The sequence below is a fragment of the Pontibacter aquaedesilientis genome, assembly GCF_014773225.1.
Classification (GTDB): domain Bacteria; phylum Bacteroidota; class Bacteroidia; order Cytophagales; family Hymenobacteraceae; genus Pontibacter; species Pontibacter aquaedesilientis.
Window position 1 is genome coordinate 1 of sequence record NZ_JACXAJ010000009.1, and the last position, 15,915, is coordinate 15,915.

Consider the following 15,915-nt stretch of genomic DNA (forward strand, 5'->3'; position numbering starts at 1 on the left):
ACAACCTCTTCAGACTTTTTTTCCTTTTCTTTTCGGCCTGCGTGAGCGGCCTTTCCGGAATCCCCTTCCTCTCGAAGCGGGGTGCAAAGGTAAGCAGCTTTTCTCAATCTGCAAGCCCTCGGCAAAAGTTTTTTTTCAGTCTCCTTTCCGGTGCCTCACCTGCTGGCTCGGCGGCCGGGGCCGCCCTGCCGGCTGGCCCGTTCCCCCGACCCGCGTTACCGTGTTGGGAGTGCAAAGGTCTCAAAAATCCCCGAATCCGCAAGGGGTAGCCGCCAACTTTGGCCCCGGACACCGGGCGGTTCCGCTTAACTACCTGAGTTGCACCGGGAATATTTGCAAAAAAACTTTCCGGTTTTTGGTGTCTCCTAACAATACAGGTCATTATGACCTGTATTGCCAAGAGTCTGTTTGTTTTCAGAGCTGTGGTGCTCATGAAAGTTTTATAGCTACAAACACTATTGTAGAATGGATTAGCTATCTGTTGATTCTTACAAATGCTTGCTCCCCTTTGCTTGCTGCGCTAATGTGTAACAGCATTTTCGCTCTGGGTAGTTCCGCATGCTTCCAGTTTTTCCTTTATTTGTTGTTTGATTCCTTTTCTCTATTCCTTACTTATGAGTCCATAACTTACACCCAGCTATTTAAGCACAAAAGCCTTTCTGTTTGGAAAGGCTTTTGTCAATTCATTAAATCTATATTTAGCTTATGCTGTTTTTGGTCTCTTATATAATGGGACTGTACTGCATGGCTCTCCGTACATCAAACTACTTACTACTGGCAATAATTTTCGCATAATCTCAACATAGGCATAAGTTAGAACGGGTATGCTGCCGCAGCCTTTTACTACAACCTTTGCTTCTCTGTATTCTTCCGGGTCAATTTTGGAAATAGCTTCCTGCATCAGCGCCTGTTCTAAAGCTTCCAGATCGCCGAACACATAGTAATTAGCATGTGCCTGCAGCTTTGTTGCCAATAGCATGTAAGCCCAAGTCGGCACAATGGCATCTGCTGAACAAATGATAGCGACGTTCTTTCCAGTATACACTGACCAGTCGTTCTCCTTTATAAAAGCTCTGAAGTCTTTTTCGCGCAGGATCAGTCCTTGAAAGAGGTTGTCCTTTATATCATACACTACACGCTCCCCCGGGTGAAGCAGTTCTTCCAGGTTTAATGTTACCAGTGCGCTTTGTGCTACTTTGTTTATTAACTCAGACATGGGTTATGACTTATTATATAATGTTCTTGCTTGCACTTGTTATATAAACATCCTTTAAGTAGAAGGGTTCATAATAGGCAATGTCTTCAAAAGCTTGCTGCTCATATTTCGTAAGAGCCAATTGCCCTATTGGTTTGGCAGAGGGTTGAATGTCATCAATGAACAGGGCGTTCACATTTCCTTCCTTCAGCTTTCTGAACTTCGAAGTCCCATTCCCAAAGAACACGATCGGCTGCTTTTCTAGTTGCTCATTAAAAGTATGCTCATCCAGAATAACAGGTGTTATGGGCCATTGTTCCTCGAGTTTATAATTGAGCAAGCAGGTATAGACCTCCATGCGGCGGGCGTCTATCATCGGGCAGAATAGATAATTTTGGGGATTAGGCAAACTGCTTATAGCTTGTAGTGCCAGACCGTAGAGGGTTGACACTTCCAACAGTGGTATATCCAGTGAATAGCAAAGTCCTTTGGCGGTGGAGCTGCCTATGCGCAGACCAGTGTAAGACCCTGGCCCTCCTGACACTGCAACAGCACTCAACTGCTTTAATTCCAACCCGCAGTTTTCGATTAACTGCGAAATCATCACGGTGATATGTGAGGAATGCGATTTTTCGATCTGCAACTCGGACGCACCCAGCAGATCGGCTCCATTGTATAAGGCAACAGAACACACTGTGGAAGAGGTTTCGAGGGCAAGCAGTATGGGCATGATGTAAATTCTTAATGATAGATAATGCAAAAATACGGCACGAAAGGCAAGAAACAAATCTGCCTATACCTTACTGCCTTATATAAGAAGAGGGTGACACCAAACTGGCACCACCCTCTTCTTATCTCATTACAGGCTTACTTCGTTTTCAGGTATGAAGCATACTGTTGCGAATCTTTGAGCACACGCTTTGCCATTAGAATATCCGGATCATCGTCGAAAGAAGACTCGATATAACCCTTTTGCAAATAATAGCGCGATGCGATTTCTGCTTCTAGCATCTCTTGTATTTCTGTACGGAAACGCATCAGGTCATTCGACTTGTTATGTGATACCTTTTTCTTGATGGCATCCAGCTCCGCCTTAATATCATCGAGATGTTTGCCTTCTTTGGCTTTTTCAGTAAGCTCTTCCAGCTCTCGCTCCACTTTGGTCGTGTAGTTGACATCCTTGTTCTCGAGGAAAGCTACGAATTTCCGGTAATCAGCGTCTGTTAACTTAAACTCCTTGGCTGAAGGTATAGAAGGATGCTCTGCCTTGTACTTATTGGCATACTCAAAGAAATAGCCTTTTGTGGCAATGGCCCGAACGATCTCCGAGTATTTTTTTCGCTCTACTTCGACATCCGGACTCACGCCACCACCATCGTACACCATACGGCCACTTGCTGTTTTGTAAGCTACCCGCAGTGAATCCGGAATAGTGCCGGCACTGCCATCCTCATTGCGGTGCTTGTAATCAATGGCCTGAATACTGCGTCCGCTAGGTATATAATATTTAGCAGTAGTTACTTTCAGTTGCGAGTTGTACGACAACGGGCGGGTAGCCTGCACCAGGCCTTTCCCAAAGGTACGCTCCCCTATCAGTACAGCCCTGTCGTAGTCCTGCATCACGCCGGCCACAATTTCGGAAGCGGAAGCACTACGGGAACTGGTCAATATTACCAACGGAATACTTTTATCGAGTGGTTCATCCAGTGCTTTGTAGGTTTTGTTCCACTCCTTCACCTTGCCCTTGGTGCTCACAATGTCTCTTCCTTTATCTACAAACAGATTCGAGATATTCACAGCTTCGTGTAGCAGCCCCCCCGGGTTGTCGCGCAGATCAAAGATGATTTTCTTGGCACCCTGCTCTTTCAGTTTCTGAACGGCATTTCTTACCTCCTTGGAGGCATCTACCGTGAAACCGGAAAGCTGGAAGTATCCTACCTCATCGTCGAGCATACCATAATAAGGCACATTATCTACCATGATGTTAGCGCGGGTCAGCTCTACTGTTCTTGGTTTGGCCTGACCATAACTGCGCACTTCCAATTTTACGGAGGAGTTAGCCTGCCCTTTGAGCAGTTTGCTTACTTCAGAAGTTGTTTTGCTTGAGACATTAACCCCGTCGATTTTGATGATCTCATCTCCGATTACCAGACCAGCCTTATGAGCAGGTGAGTCTTCATAGGGCATCTGCACCACAATCTTACCATCGCGGCTACCAATCAGCGCACCTATACCGCCATACTGACCGGTAGTCATGGTACGAAAGTCTTCAATATCGTCTTCGGGGATGTAGTTGGTATAAGGGTCGAGCGACTTGAGCATCGCGTCTATACCGGTGCGCACCAGCTTGGCAGGCGGCACATCGTCTACGTAGTAGGTATTTACTTCTTTGAAAAGCGTGGCAAAAACGTCAAGGTTCTTGGCAATTTCGAAATAGCGTTCCGACTCAGTCTTAAAGGAGAAGAGAGTCAGCGCGAGGCAGCCAATGAGGAAGCCGACTATAGACTTTTTATACATAATATTCCGGGTTTAGGGGCGGGGTAAGACTATCTAGTCAAACAACGTTCCAAACCGGAAATTAGTTTTTTTTGAATTGTATCAAAGGATTTTTTTTCCTTGCCGATGTAAATAATGGCAAGGAGGCGGGGTGCCTGCCCTTGATTTTGGGTAAGAATGTGCTTGTTAAGGCGGTAAGCCTCACGTATCTGACGCTTCAGGCGATTGCGGTCTACGGCACGCTTAAAATTGCGCTTCGAAACCGAAATAACCAACTGCGTACTTTCGGAAAGAGGTGCTTCGGGTGTGTGGTATACAAACCTGAGCGGATACAAATTAAAAGAAGAACCCTTGCTAAACAGCAGCGTGATAAGGCGCTTACTGCACAAGCGTTCTTCTTTCGAAAATGTATAGCAATTCGGTTGCGGGGCTTTATCGTTCATTCACAGGATCCATTCAATAATAGAGCGGCTCCGGATTGAGCAAAGCGCAACCGAAAATTAAGCCTTGTGTCTTCTTTCGTCAGAAACAGAAAGTTTCTTTCTGCCTTTAGCTCTTCTGCTAGCTAGCACTCTTCTACCGTTAGCGGTTTCCATTCTAGATCTGAAACCGTGCTTGTTTCTTCTTTTTCTCTGCGAAGGCTGGAATGTTCTTTTCATCGTCTGCCAATGGTTATTTTATTATGGCCTGCAAAATTAGGGAAGCTTTTGTTAAATAGCAATCCATCTTCTATAATATTTGAAAAAACATGACAAAACAGCGCCAAATAGCTTACAGTGTGACGATTACACATTCAGAAAGCTATACCTAAAGGCCGCTAATATAGACCATCTTTAGCTTTTGTCTTATCTTTATACCTGCACATGAAGTACTCTTAGCATGATAAAGCACCAGATTACCTATAGCAACCCGCTCTCGCATTTTGTTGATATCACGATCATCATACCCGAAAATAGTCAACAGGAGCTATACCTGCAGTTGCCCGCCTGGCGACCGGGCCGATACGAGTTGCAGCACTTCGCTCAAAAGTTGCGCGGTGTTACGGCCACTGCCAACGGACTGGCTATACCTGTTCGCAAAGTCACCAAAGACCGCTGGCTGGTGCAGACGGGGGGTGAGGGTACGGTGGAAATGCGCTACAGCTTTTATGCCCGACAGATGGATGGCGGTGGCTCCTGGCTCGATGAAGAACAGCTCTACCTAAACGGCATCAACTGCCTGATGGCCGTGGAAGGCCGTGAGCAAGAACCGCAACAATTACAACTGGCTATACCTGCCAACTGGCAAATAGCCTGTGGATTGCCTGAGACGGATCGCCATACCTTGCAAGCCGAAAATTACGACCAGTTAGTGGATAGCCCCCTGATTGCCAGCGCGACCCTTCGGAAAGAAACCTATACCGTAGCCAATATCCCTTTCCATATCTGGATACAGGGCAATTGCCAGCCGGACTGGGAGCGGATCAAAAGAGACTTTCAGGCGTTCACAAGGGAACAGCTGGAGGTGTTTGGTGAGTTTCCTGTAGCGGATTACCATTACCTGAATGAGATCCTCCCCTATCGTTTTTACCATGGCGTGGAGCATTTCAATTCAACCGTTATCACATTGGGGCCAGGCGAGTTGCTGATGACACCTGCGCTGTACAAAGAATTTCTGGGCGTGAGTTCGCATGAGCTTTTTCACACGTGGAACGTCAAACAGATTCGCCCCAAGGAAATGCTGCCTTACGACTTCACCAGAGAAAATTACTTCCGGACAGGTTATGTAGCTGAAGGCATCACCACGTACTATGGCGACTACATGCTGGCCCGATCAGGTGTGTTTACGGCAGCGCAGTATTTTGAAGAACTCAACACCACACTGCAGCGCTACTTCGCTGATCACAGCTACAACAACCTGTCTGTAGCTGACTCTTCATTCGATCTATGGCTGGATGGCTACAAACCCGGCATTCCGGATCGCAAGGTATCCATCTATATCAAAGGCGCTTTAACCGCCCTGCTGCTCGACCTGCAACTGCGCCGTACTACCAACAACGAAGCCAGTCTGGATACGGTCATGCGGCAGCTTTGGGAAAATTTTGGGAAGCAGCCTACAGGGTATACCGAGCAAGATTACGAACAATTGGTGCTGCGTATCGGAGGAGAAGCGTTCAAGGCTTACTTTGATAATCATATCAATGGCACAGCTCCCATAGAAGCAGTCCTGGACGAAGCGTTGCGCTATGTGGGCTGCACTTTACAGGCGGAAGAAAACGACCTGCTCTCCGAAAGGCTATTCGGTTTCAAAATTATTGCTGATGCCCAAACCGCAAAAGTAACCGCCATCGCTCCAAACTCTCCTGCCAGCGTGGCACTAAGCACAGAGGATGAATTGATTGCCGTAAACGGGCGTAAAATAGAGCAGAACCTGCAGCCTTTGCTACTGGACATAGACCTCAGTCAAGGTATAGAACTGGCACTGTTTCGAAATAAGCAATTGCGCCATGTACAGCTGCAACCTAGTCCGCAGACTTATTATACCAGGTATAGCATTGCCAAAAGAACAAACGCCTCAGACAATGAGAAGCAAAACTTCAAGCTTTGGCTGAAACAGGAGTTCTAGATATTAGATATCAGATTTTAGATATTAGATTTTAGATATTAGGCATTAGATTAACAGTTTCCAGAAAATGAAATGGAGATTGCCTCATCGCTCACCCTGTTCATTCAACCAAAATCTATTGTCTAATATCTCAATTGAAAAGCAACTTCAGGTAAAAGGAAGGCTGCTTGAGCCGCTCACGCAGGTCAAGGTCGGTGAACATGCAGGAGATGGTTTCGGCGAGGGCTTGGTTTTTAGACGCTTTGCTGGCTACTTGGTCGAACAGCCAGGGGTAGTCTAAAAGTCGCTGCATGCGGCGGCTGAGCTTGAGCTCTTTCCAAAGTCGGTTATACACCGCTTTGTCGTAATGCTGCATAAAGTCGGCGGAAAAGTTCTGTTGCTGCAGGCACAACTCAGCCTGCGTGGCGGCCCAACGCCCGCTGATCATGGCATTGCTTATACCTTCGCCAGTAAAAGGGTCGATAAGGGAAGCAGCATCCCCTACCAGCATGTAGTTATCACCGGAGATCACTCGCTTTTTGGAGCCCAAAGGGAGGCCGTACCCTTTGATGTCGCCAATGAGCTCGGCCCCGGCAAAACGTTGCCTGAACTCCGGGTGAGTTTCGATCATGCGGAGCATTTCCTTCTTGAGGTTCACCTTCTTTTGACTGACCGTTTCACTCAGCATACCTACACCCACATTCGCATGGCCTCCCGGCAGTGGAAAAATCCAGAAATAGCCCGGCAGAAAATCTTTGAGGAAGTGCAGCTCGATGAAGTTGTCCTTGTCCAGCCCTGCTACATTTTTGTAATAGGCCCGAAGTCCGGCGCAGTAGTGCTCTGGCTCCTGCTTTATACCTGCCGTCTGCCGTGCAAAGGATGAATGTGCCCCATTGGCGACAATCAGCAAGCGGCTACGCAACTGGTGTTCACCGCTTTTATCAGAAAGCGAAAAACCATGGTCTGTTCTTTCAACCTTGGCAACGTCTATACCTTCCAGCAGGGTAATTTCAGGATGCTGCTTTACTTGCTCTATCAGGAAATTGTCAAAATCTACCCGCTTGGAGATGTAGCCGGAAGGGGCATCCTGTGTCGGGTCGTAGTTGTACTTGAAAGGCACACTCAGTTTGTGGCCTGCCGGCGAGATGAAATGAATCCCCCACGACGGAAGCTGCGCTTCCTGCCCGCTCAATGAAGAAAGCAGATCTGGAGAGATCCGTTTGAGTTCGCTTACGACCTTGCCGCTCAGCGCGTCGCCGCATACCTTGTCTCTTGGAAAAATGGCTTTGTCTATCAGCACACAAGGTATGCCTTTATTGGCCAGGTGCAAGGCTGCTGCAGCGCCTCCGGGTCCGGCGCCGAGTATACAAATGTCGTGTTGCTGCATATATTGCTTCTGGTGAAGGAGGCTAAAAATAAACAGCTTATTTGACCCAGCCGCTATACCTACCCAAAAATAACGCATAAAAAAAGGAAAGCCCTTGGGCCTTCCTCTCCTTTTTCATAGTCTTATTTTGTATTCCTGGCGGACTTACTTTTTATCGTAAGGGGTGTTGTTTCCACCTTTCGCCAAGTTGCGGTTCGGGTTCTGTACTTTTGTGTCGTCTGCGTTTAACGCATTTCTGTTCGGGTTGTTGTCGATATTCCCCATCAGCTTATTCGGATCTTCTCCTTTGGGGTTATTTTTTTTCAACTCGTCCAGTGTTTTTTTATTTTCGTTTTCTAAGCTCATCGTTTTAAATTTTAGGTGATCGTCTACCTTAGTTGTACCTGCTGCACCCTTACTTTGTTACAATTAAGTGCAATTCAAATGGCTTGCTATACCTGCCTGAAAACAAAAAAGGGAAGCAGAAGCCTCCCTTTTGTACAATATATAAATAAATTATATTTAGGACAATACCGTGTCAAAAGCCACAAGGCTCACAAACTGCTGCACGCGGTTGTCAATTTCCTGCTGTTCTAGGCTCTTTAATCTCTCAGTGCCAAATTTTTCCACGCAGAACGAGGCCATGGCGGAACCGTGTATAATGGCACGCTTCATGTTTTCGAAGCTGATGTCGCCTGTGGCAGCAATGTAACCGATAAAGCCACCGGCAAAGGTGTCGCCAGCTCCGGTTGGGTCAAACACTTCTTCCAGCGGCAGGGCCGGCGCGAAGAACACCTTATCGTCGTTGAACAACAGGGCACCGTGCTCTCCTTTTTTGATGATCAGGAATTTCGGTCCCATCGCCATGATTTTGCGGGCTGCCTTCACAAGTGAGTACTCACCGCTCAGTTGGCGTGCCTCTTCGTCGTTGATCGACAACACGTCCACCATGCCGATTGTTTTCTGAAGCTCCTCCATGGCAATGTCCATCCAGAAGTTCATGGTATCCATCACGATCAGTTTCGGGCGGTTGGTCAGGCGTTCCAGCACAGTGCGCTGTACCTGTGGTGCCAGGTTGCCCAGCATCAGGTACTCGCAGTTCTGGTAAGACTCCGGGATAATCGGATCGAAATCGCCCAGCACATTCAGTTCCGTTACCAGCGTTTCGCGGCTGTTCATGTCGTTGAAGTAGCGGCCAGACCAGAAGAAAGATTTCTCATTCTCCTTTACCTGCACCCCCTCGGTGCTGATGTTGCGCTGGTGCATCAGGCTGATGTGGTCCTGGTCGAAATCACCGCCCACTACCGATACCACGTTCACGGGCTTCACAAAATAGGAAGCCGACAGCGAAATGTAAGTGGCGGCTCCGCCCACGATTTTATCTGTCTTTCCGAAGGGAGTTTCCAGCGCATCAAACGCCATCGAACCTACTACTACTAAGCTCATATTTTTTAATTGTTATTTGTTAAATTGTTTAATTGTTGAATGGTTTTGTTAGTTCGTGTACGAAATCAACAATTCAACCATAAAGCAATTAAACCATTAAAATAAAAAAAGCCCCTGAAGGTTTGCTTCAAGGGCTTGGGGTGGAAGATGGGGCTCGAACCCACGACCCCCAGAATCACAATCTGGTGCTCTAACCTACTGAGCTACAACCACCGTGTCTCGTTTGAGAATGCAAATATACGTGCCGTTTTCTTATTTACAATACGCAGAGCGCATTTTTTTGAATAAAATTTGTATCTGACTGTCTGTTTAACACTTACAATTTAACCTCGGCAGGTATAGTTTACTTGTTCAGCTTGGTGCCGCACCAAGGGCAGTAGTTGATCACGACCATGGTAGCGTTGCCATTGTGCACAGGTATACCGTACAGTCCTTCGTCCCACTGGTTGATCACAACTTCCGGATCGTCATTCCTGATCTCTCCATCCTCATCCAGGCTCTCGTCTACCTTGTCAGCCATCATCAGACAACAGTAGTTCTGGTAGGCAAAGCCTTTACTCCTGAGTTTATCTGTTATGGCCCAATTGTAACACGCCTCGTCTTCGTGGATGGCCTCTTCGTAAGCCTCGTACTCCTCCGATTGCAGCACCTCCCCGGGTAAGTATTTCCCGAAAAAACGGGCATGCAGTTCTTTGAATTTATCTAACTCCATCCCAGTCTAGCGGTCAAACAATAGTCTTTCTCCTTTTTTGCTCTCATCGAATGCGCCGTTGGCAAAAGCCAGGTGCCCCGACACGAAGGTATGGGTGATCGTGCTGCTAAAGGTATGGCCTTCGAATGGTGACCAGCCACATTTGTAATAGGTATTTTCTTTGGTGACGGTATACGGTTTGTTCAGGTCCACTAGCACGAGGTCAGCCCAGTAGCCTTCACGGATGTAGCCACGTTCGCGCACATTAAACAGGATAGCCGGTGCGTGCGCCATTTTCTCCACCACTTTCTCGATCGGCAGCTTGCCTTGTTTCACGAACTCCAACATCATCTGCACCGAGTGCTGCACCAACGGCACGCCCGATGGCGCCTGCTTGTACTTGCCTTGCTTCTCTTCCCAAGTATGCGGGGCATGGTCAGTGGCGATCACATCGAGTTTGTCTTCCAGCAAACCTTGCAGCAAGGCCTCTTTGTGGCGATGCTCCTTAATGGCCGGATTGCATTTTATCTGTGACCCTAAAGTATCATAGTCTTCTTTATCGAACCAAAGGTGATGCACGCATATCTCAGCGGTAATACGCTTCTGAGCCAGCGGAATGTCGTTGCGGAACAGCTTCAGTTCCTCTTCCGTGGAAATATGCAGAATGTGTAGCCGAGTATTGTGCTTCTCAGCCAACTTCACGGCCAGGTAGGACGATTTGAAACAGGCTGCCTCGTTGCGAATCTCGGGATGGCACTTTACAGGAATGTCATCGCCATATTTTTCCTCATAGATTGCCATGTTGTCGCGGATGGTCTGCTCGTCCTCGCAGTGCACGGCAATGGGCAGTTTGGCCTTTGAGAAAATCTGCTCCAGCGTCTCGGCATTGTCCACGAGCATGTTCCCCGTGGAAGAACCCATGAAAATCTTGATGCCGCAAACGGTGTTGGGGTTCGTCAGGAGCACCTCGGCCAGGTTGTCGTTGGTGGCACCCATGTAAAAGGAGTAGTTCGCCAGCGAAGTTTCGGCAGCTATCTTATACTTGTCTTCGAGCAGTTCCTGGGTTACAGCGTTGGGCACCGTATTCGGCATCTCCATAAACGAAGTGGTACCACCCGCTACAGCCGCACGGGCCTCTGTCTCGATATTGGCTTTGTGCGTCAGGCCTGGCTCGCGGAAGTGCACCTGATCATCGATGGCACCAGGTATCAAATGTAGTCCGGTGGCGTCGATTGTCTGATCGGCTTCGGCTTCTATACCTTGACCGATCTGCGCAATGCGACCGTCTCTCACCAGCACGTCGGCTGTGGTAGTGCTTCCTTCGTTTACAAGCTGTGCGTTCTTTATCAGGATAGATTTCATGCTGCTAAGGTATGTGCTCAACAAAGTTAACACACATTCGCTTAGATTCCAGCACAAAAGCGCCTTGATTGCTATACCTGAAAGACAAAAGCTATACCTGCTGCTACTCTGGCTGCATGAGTTTACCGATAAATAGGATGGCATTGGAGGATTTCTCCCGGATCATGAAGACGAAGGGCCGGTCAATGCGGACGGAAGGAGGCATAGACGTTGCCACCATACCTGTGGAGGTTGCCGCCGCTGCTTCTGTGCCCTCCTCATTCACCTCGACAAAGGTCTTGTGCTTTACCTCAGAGATAGCCAGGTTATTGCGATCCTCTGCCATGCCGCTGAAATCGGCTTGATTGCTGAATGCGATCCCCATGCCCAGTTGCTTCAACATGCCGCTCAGTTCTTTGCCGTACTCCAGTTTGAATTTCGGCATGTGCAGTGCATAGGTTATTTTGCGCGCGTCTGCCAGCCATGTGGCTAACCGGTCTGCGCTCAGATCCTGTGCCACCTCCTGCACCGTGCGATCGCGCCCAGGCACCAAAATCGTCATGCTGTATTGTTGGTTCCCGTAAGGCAGATCGATCAGTTGCACCTGATCATTTTGGTAATGCAGATACTCCCCATCTTTCATCGTCATGAAATCGGGGGTTATGGTGCTGCCGTTTTCGAGGTGGAACGGCTCTGGCTTGGTCAGTTTTTTATCAAATGGGTAGGTCCAGGTGCCTTTGAAGTATATGGCGTTGATCAGGAACAGGACATGCTCATGCCGCACCTCGTCCACAACCTGCTCAATCTTGCCGTTGGTTTTGCTTTTCACCCAGTTGTTCATCTGGTCTTTGGCTGCAGGCGATGCAAAATCGAGCCCCTGCACGGTGGCATCGAAGTAGGTCTGGTTCGTCTTGACAAATGGCGTTTTCAAGGAGATGCGCTTGCTATGCCACAAAGAGTTGGCCGAGGTGAAGACTACTTTGCGGTCTACGCCTTTCAGCTTCGCGTCCAATTCCTTAAATGATTGGTTGATCTCTGCGTCGGAAGAGAGCGTAAAGCCCAGCGTTTGGCGCATCGCCTCTTTGGTTTCGCCGTCGGCCCCGTTGTAGGCCATCCCCAACGACATACTAATGCTTAAGGGTGAGATGAAAACGTTGTGAGCTCCTTCGGTTTGGCTCAACTGCTGAAAAGCCCGGAAAGCGAAGTCGTTCGAGCTGGCCACCGTCTCCTCTTGAGCCCTCAGCAGGAGATTTTGCTCCGCGTTGTCCACCACCTCTTTTTGGCAAGCAGAAAACAAACTCAGCATCGCTAGGGCTATACCTGACAGAATTATATTTTTGATCATGGGGTTTTCGGTTTAAACAGGCTATACCTAACAGACCCTAAAGGGAGCATGGGGGTTGCATCAGCAAAGGCAGAATATCTCACCTTATCCATTCGCATCTAAGACAGAAACATGGTGCCTGTTTTACAACGCGACACTTTCGCTGAAGTTTTGACTCAGCCGCAATCGCTATGGTTGGATTTGCTGGTTCCGTAACATTTCAAGGGTCATCAAACGTTTTTCTGTCCACCAGCCTTGTCCATCCGTATCTGTTTTCTAAAGTAGAATATACCTCCGTTTTTATACAATTATCCGGCTACCGCAAATTTCCCGTACCTTTGCCTATCAACACGATCAGAAACAACCATGGCAGAAGAAGCGGAGAAAGAAGTTACCACATTTGAGGATTTTAAGCTGAACCGGCAGTTGCTCAATGCCATTGAGGAGGCCGGCTACGAAAAGCCAACGCCGATCCAGCTCAAGGCTATACCTATTATTATGGGTGGCCACGATGTGATGGGCATCGCCCAAACCGGAACCGGCAAAACTGCCGCCTTCCTGCTGCCGATCCTGATGAAGGTGAAGTATGCGCAGGGCACCAACCCGCGTGCCGTTATCCTGGCTCCTACCCGCGAACTGGCCATGCAGATCGAGGAGAATATCACCCTGCTGGGCAAGTATACCGACCTGCGCCACACGGTGATTTACGGCGGGCTCGGTCCCAAAACACAGATCGAGACAATCAATAAAGGGATAGACATCCTCGTGGCCACCCCCAAGCGGCTCATGGAGCTATACCTGAAAGGGGAGTTGATCCTGAAGGAAATCAAGACGCTGGTGCTAGACGAGGCCGATAAAATGATGGACATGGGCTTTATGCCACAGATCCGTCAGTTGTTGGAGGTATTGCCCCGTAAACGTCAAAATCTGTTGTTCTCGGCCACCATGCACCCCAAGGTAGTGGAGCTTTCAGAAGAATTCCTGGAGTTCCCGACCCGTATCGAGATCACGCCCCAAGCCACACCAGTAGAAACCGTGAGCCAGGTACTGTACCAGGTACCGAACCTGCGCACCAAAATCGCTATGCTGGAGTACCTGATCAAGGACACAGAAGCTTTCAATCGGGTCATCATTTTCACGCGCAGCAAGAAAAACGCAGAGAGTGTGTCCAAGTTTTTGGAGCGACGGGAGTACGGTGAAGTAAGGGCCATCCACGGCAATAAAGGGCAGAACACCCGCATCAATTCCATGGAAGCCTTTAAGGGAGGTGATGTGCGTTTCCTGGTAGCCACCGACGTAGCCTCACGAGGTATAGACGTCACCATGGTGAGCCATGTGATCAACTTTGACGTGCCGTTTGTGTATGAGGATTACGTGCACCGCATCGGCCGTACCGGTCGTGCCGAAAACGAGGGTGCCGCCATTACCTTTGCCAACCCGGCTGAGATGTACCACATCCGCAAGATAGAGAAGCTGATCCGGATGCAGATTCCGGAACTGCCGATGCCGGAGGAAGTGAAAATGCACGAAACGCCTTTTGATGAGCAGCAGGCCATCGCCCGCGACATCGACCACCAGAAACGCAGCGAGAACCCCGACTTCAAAGGTGCCTTCCACGAGAAGAAGGCTATACCTAAAAAGCGCCCTGACAAGAGCAAGCGCGACCCGAAAGCATCGTTCTGGCAAAAGACGAAAAAGAAGAAGCGTTAAAAAAAACACCCTGCTGGACTATCGGCAGGGTGTTTTTTTTTACAAATACTCCAGCGCGACTTTCTGAAACCGGAATACCATAAAGGTGAGCACCAGGCCCCAAAACACGGCGCTCCACAGCATATGCAGAAGGATCTGCCGCCGGGGCACGCCAAACACAGCTGCTACAATGGTGCCGAATACGGGCGTCAGGACAAGTGGCGTGAAAAAGGCGACTCCAATGACGCCGAACTTTCGCCAGATGCGGACGATGCGCCGGCTTCTGCGACCAAATACCGGTTTTTGCCTGTCGCGGCGGTATTGCGAATACCACCTGGAGGCAGCCCGTCCGACAAAAGAGAAAATCACGACGCTGGTCATCATGCCGGCAACCGTAAATAGCACCGTTTCGAGGTATGACAAACCCAGGGAGATGCCAGCCAGCGGCCCCCCGATGAATTTCACCATACTGATCAGGTAGACAGACATGTATTTGAGAAGCTCTTCTAACACCCTACTCTTCTATAATGCTAAGTTCATCTGATAAAGGTCAAAACCCACTGCCCAGAAATCCTTCTCCACTTTCTCCAGCACAAAGCCAAGTTTCTGATAAAACGGATACACCAGTTGCGAGGTGCGTACCTGGATCAACCGCAGGTTAGGTTGCTTCCTGGCCTCCTCAATTCGAAACTGCGTCAGTGCCTTGCCTATACCTTGCCCCTGAAAGTCCGGGTGGATCAAGTCCCAGGAAATACGCGCCCAGGTATTGTCATCGAAATAATTGAGGCCGCCCGCACCCACTATTTGCCCTGCTTGTTCTACTACGAAATAAGCTTCGAGATGCTCATCCAGGTACGCGGCGAAGTCCGCCTCTTCCTCCGGAGCAAAATACCGGGGAGTGTTGAGTCGCAGGATGTGAAGCAAGGCTTCTCGGTCGGTGGTCGCGTATGGCCGGATCATGCCTGACGGATCAGATTATACCTTCGGTCCGAAAGCCAGATCGCCGGCATCGCCCAGTCCGGGCACAATGTAGAAATGCTCGTTCAGGCGCTCGTCCATAGCCCCAAGCCAGATGTGCGCTTCCGGTACTTCCTTCTGCACATAAGCCACCCCTTCCGGAGACGCAATGGCTGCTGCAATGTGTACCTGCACCGGCTTTCCATGGCGCAGCATACCTTTATAAGACTTCACCAGCGACCGGCCTGTGGCCAGCATCGGGTCCGCCAGAATCAGTATTTTGTCGTGCAGGTCTGTCGAGGCCAGATACTCCATGTTGATCTGCAGCTCCGTGTTCTCCTCCTCCACGCGGTAAGCCCCTACAAACGTGCTGTATGCCTTATCGAAGTAGTTGAGCATGCCATTGTACATCGGCAACCCGGCACGCAGGATGGTGGCTAGTACCGGCTGAGCCGTCAGCAGCTGGGTTTGCGTTGTGGCCAGTGGCGTGACAATATCGCGGGTCTCGTAAGGGAGCGTTTTGGATATCTCGTAGGCAAGCAACTCGCCCAGGCGCTCCAGGTTGCGGCGGAAGCGCAGGCTGTCGTGCTGAACGGAAACATCGCGCAGTTCGGCCACAAAGTGGTTAGCCAGCGATGGGGTGGCAGTGAGTATGTGCAGGTTATCGTTTTGCATGGGTATGACTTTTTGGGTGTCCTAAAGATACGGCCTTTCAGGCTTTCGGCAATCTTCGCCCCTTAAAAACGTTAAACCTGGCAACGGCTATACCTGCGCACAGGAATCAAGCCAATACAATATCATGTGTTTTTCTTAATATTGTAGCTTCT

Annotated in this window: 16 protein-coding genes and 1 tRNA gene; 2 read left to right on the top strand and 15 right to left on the bottom strand. The window is 49.1% G+C overall.

What is annotated here, in order from left to right; all coding sequences use genetic code 11:
* Positions 1 to 703 precede the first annotated feature (703 nt).
* From H9Q13_RS15100 to rpmH, 5 genes are all read right to left on the bottom strand, one after another.
* Positions 704 to 1,216, bottom strand: coding sequence for a DUF2480 family protein (locus H9Q13_RS15100; RefSeq protein WP_191184646.1), 513 nt, complete (start codon positions 1,214 to 1,216; stop codon positions 704 to 706).
* A gap of 13 nt (positions 1,217 to 1,229) precedes the next feature.
* On the bottom strand, positions 1,230 to 1,925 hold the full coding sequence (gene tsaB, locus H9Q13_RS15105) for a tRNA (adenosine(37)-N6)-threonylcarbamoyltransferase complex dimerization subunit type 1 TsaB (protein ID WP_191184647.1): 696 nt from the start codon (positions 1,923 to 1,925) through the stop codon (positions 1,230 to 1,232).
* A 137-nt stretch (positions 1,926 to 2,062) separates the two neighbouring features.
* Entirely contained in the window at positions 2,063 to 3,712 is a 1,650-nt protein-coding gene (locus tag H9Q13_RS15110; protein WP_191184648.1) for a S41 family peptidase, read from the bottom strand.
* 29 nt (positions 3,713 to 3,741) lie between these two features.
* A complete protein-coding gene (rnpA, locus tag H9Q13_RS15115; RefSeq protein WP_191184649.1) occupies positions 3,742 to 4,134 on the bottom strand; it encodes a ribonuclease P protein component in 393 nt (130 codons plus the stop codon).
* 57 nt (positions 4,135 to 4,191) lie between these two features.
* Complete coding sequence (gene rpmH, locus H9Q13_RS15120) at positions 4,192 to 4,350, bottom strand: 50S ribosomal protein L34 (protein ID WP_071594924.1); 159 nt, start codon at positions 4,348 to 4,350, stop codon at positions 4,192 to 4,194.
* 220 nt (positions 4,351 to 4,570) lie between these two features.
* On the opposite strand from rpmH, the gene H9Q13_RS15125 reads away from it, so the two are divergent.
* A complete protein-coding gene (locus H9Q13_RS15125) occupies positions 4,571 to 6,295 on the top strand; it encodes a M61 family metallopeptidase (RefSeq protein WP_191184650.1) in 1,725 nt (574 codons plus the stop codon).
* A gap of 130 nt (positions 6,296 to 6,425) precedes the next feature.
* Here the strand turns inward: H9Q13_RS15125 and H9Q13_RS15130 are convergent, their stop codons facing one another.
* From H9Q13_RS15130 to H9Q13_RS15160, 7 genes are all read right to left on the bottom strand, one after another.
* Positions 6,426 to 7,661 carry an NAD(P)/FAD-dependent oxidoreductase gene (locus tag H9Q13_RS15130; protein WP_191184781.1) on the bottom strand — a complete coding sequence of 412 codons (1,236 nt, stop codon included), beginning with the start codon at positions 7,659 to 7,661 and terminating at the stop codon, positions 6,426 to 6,428.
* Between the two features lie 144 nt (positions 7,662 to 7,805).
* On the bottom strand, positions 7,806 to 8,006 hold the full coding sequence (locus tag H9Q13_RS15135; RefSeq protein WP_191184651.1) for a hypothetical protein: 201 nt from the start codon (positions 8,004 to 8,006) through the stop codon (positions 7,806 to 7,808).
* A gap of 156 nt (positions 8,007 to 8,162) precedes the next feature.
* A complete protein-coding gene (locus H9Q13_RS15140; RefSeq protein WP_191184652.1) occupies positions 8,163 to 9,086 on the bottom strand; it encodes a PfkB family carbohydrate kinase in 924 nt (307 codons plus the stop codon).
* A gap of 136 nt (positions 9,087 to 9,222) precedes the next feature.
* A tRNA-His gene (locus H9Q13_RS15145) sits at positions 9,223 to 9,299 on the bottom strand.
* Between the two features lie 130 nt (positions 9,300 to 9,429).
* A complete protein-coding gene (locus H9Q13_RS15150; protein ID WP_191184653.1) occupies positions 9,430 to 9,798 on the bottom strand; it encodes a DUF6980 family protein in 369 nt (122 codons plus the stop codon).
* Positions 9,799 to 9,804: 6 nt separating this feature from the next.
* A complete protein-coding gene (locus tag H9Q13_RS15155; RefSeq protein ID WP_191184654.1) occupies positions 9,805 to 11,139 on the bottom strand; it encodes a dihydroorotase in 1,335 nt (444 codons plus the stop codon).
* A gap of 103 nt (positions 11,140 to 11,242) precedes the next feature.
* Complete coding sequence (locus tag H9Q13_RS15160; RefSeq protein ID WP_191184655.1) at positions 11,243 to 12,463, bottom strand: serpin family protein; 1,221 nt, start codon at positions 12,461 to 12,463, stop codon at positions 11,243 to 11,245.
* A 345-nt stretch (positions 12,464 to 12,808) separates the two neighbouring features.
* On the opposite strand from H9Q13_RS15160, the gene H9Q13_RS15165 reads away from it, so the two are divergent.
* A complete protein-coding gene (locus H9Q13_RS15165) occupies positions 12,809 to 14,152 on the top strand; it encodes a DEAD/DEAH box helicase (protein ID WP_191184656.1) in 1,344 nt (447 codons plus the stop codon).
* Positions 14,153 to 14,191: 39 nt separating this feature from the next.
* On the opposite strand, the gene H9Q13_RS15170 is transcribed toward H9Q13_RS15165, so the two are convergent.
* From H9Q13_RS15170 to upp, 3 genes are read right to left on the bottom strand one after another with little or no spacing between them, the layout of a single operon-like run.
* Positions 14,192 to 14,644, bottom strand: coding sequence for a small multi-drug export protein (locus tag H9Q13_RS15170; protein ID WP_317173909.1), 453 nt, complete (start codon positions 14,642 to 14,644; stop codon positions 14,192 to 14,194).
* Positions 14,645 to 14,653: 9 nt separating this feature from the next.
* The gene (locus H9Q13_RS15175; RefSeq protein WP_191184657.1) at positions 14,654 to 15,091 is read right to left on the bottom strand and encodes a GNAT family N-acetyltransferase; all 438 of its coding nucleotides are present in this window, start codon (positions 15,089 to 15,091) and stop codon (positions 14,654 to 14,656) included.
* A 15-nt stretch (positions 15,092 to 15,106) separates the two neighbouring features.
* The gene (gene upp / locus H9Q13_RS15180; protein ID WP_191184658.1) at positions 15,107 to 15,763 is read right to left on the bottom strand and encodes a uracil phosphoribosyltransferase; all 657 of its coding nucleotides are present in this window, start codon (positions 15,761 to 15,763) and stop codon (positions 15,107 to 15,109) included.
* Positions 15,764 to 15,915 lie beyond the last annotated feature (152 nt).

What these genes read in the sequence shown, in the direction of transcription:
- rnpA (WP_191184649.1), bottom strand. Translation starts at nt 4,134, where the DNA reads ATGAACGATAAAGCCCCGCAACCGAATTGCTATACATTTTCGAAAGAA.
- H9Q13_RS15155 (WP_191184654.1), bottom strand. Translation starts at nt 11,139, where the DNA reads ATGAAATCTATCCTGATAAAGAACGCACAGCTTGTAAACGAAGGAAGC.
- H9Q13_RS15110 (WP_191184648.1), bottom strand. Translation starts at nt 3,712, where the DNA reads ATGTATAAAAAGTCTATAGTCGGCTTCCTCATTGGCTGCCTCGCGCTG.
- H9Q13_RS15130 (WP_191184781.1), bottom strand. Translation starts at nt 7,661, where the DNA reads ATGCAGCAACACGACATTTGTATACTCGGCGCCGGACCCGGAGGCGCT.
- H9Q13_RS15125 (WP_191184650.1), top strand. Translation starts at nt 4,571, where the DNA reads ATGATAAAGCACCAGATTACCTATAGCAACCCGCTCTCGCATTTTGTT.
- tsaB (WP_191184647.1), bottom strand. Translation starts at nt 1,925, where the DNA reads ATGCCCATACTGCTTGCCCTCGAAACCTCTTCCACAGTGTGTTCTGTT.
- H9Q13_RS15100 (WP_191184646.1), bottom strand. Translation starts at nt 1,216, where the DNA reads ATGTCTGAGTTAATAAACAAAGTAGCACAAAGCGCACTGGTAACATTA.
- upp (WP_191184658.1), bottom strand. Translation starts at nt 15,763, where the DNA reads ATGCAAAACGATAACCTGCACATACTCACTGCCACCCCATCGCTGGCT.
- H9Q13_RS15140 (WP_191184652.1), bottom strand. Translation starts at nt 9,086, where the DNA reads ATGAGCTTAGTAGTAGTAGGTTCGATGGCGTTTGATGCGCTGGAAACT.
- H9Q13_RS15150 (WP_191184653.1), bottom strand. Translation starts at nt 9,798, where the DNA reads ATGGAGTTAGATAAATTCAAAGAACTGCATGCCCGTTTTTTCGGGAAA.
- rpmH (WP_071594924.1), bottom strand. Translation starts at nt 4,350, where the DNA reads ATGAAAAGAACATTCCAGCCTTCGCAGAGAAAAAGAAGAAACAAGCAC.
- H9Q13_RS15165 (WP_191184656.1), top strand. Translation starts at nt 12,809, where the DNA reads ATGGCAGAAGAAGCGGAGAAAGAAGTTACCACATTTGAGGATTTTAAG.
- H9Q13_RS15175 (WP_191184657.1), bottom strand. Translation starts at nt 15,091, where the DNA reads ATGATCCGGCCATACGCGACCACCGACCGAGAAGCCTTGCTTCACATC.
- H9Q13_RS15135 (WP_191184651.1), bottom strand. Translation starts at nt 8,006, where the DNA reads ATGAGCTTAGAAAACGAAAATAAAAAAACACTGGACGAGTTGAAAAAA.
- H9Q13_RS15160 (WP_191184655.1), bottom strand. Translation starts at nt 12,463, where the DNA reads ATGATCAAAAATATAATTCTGTCAGGTATAGCCCTAGCGATGCTGAGT.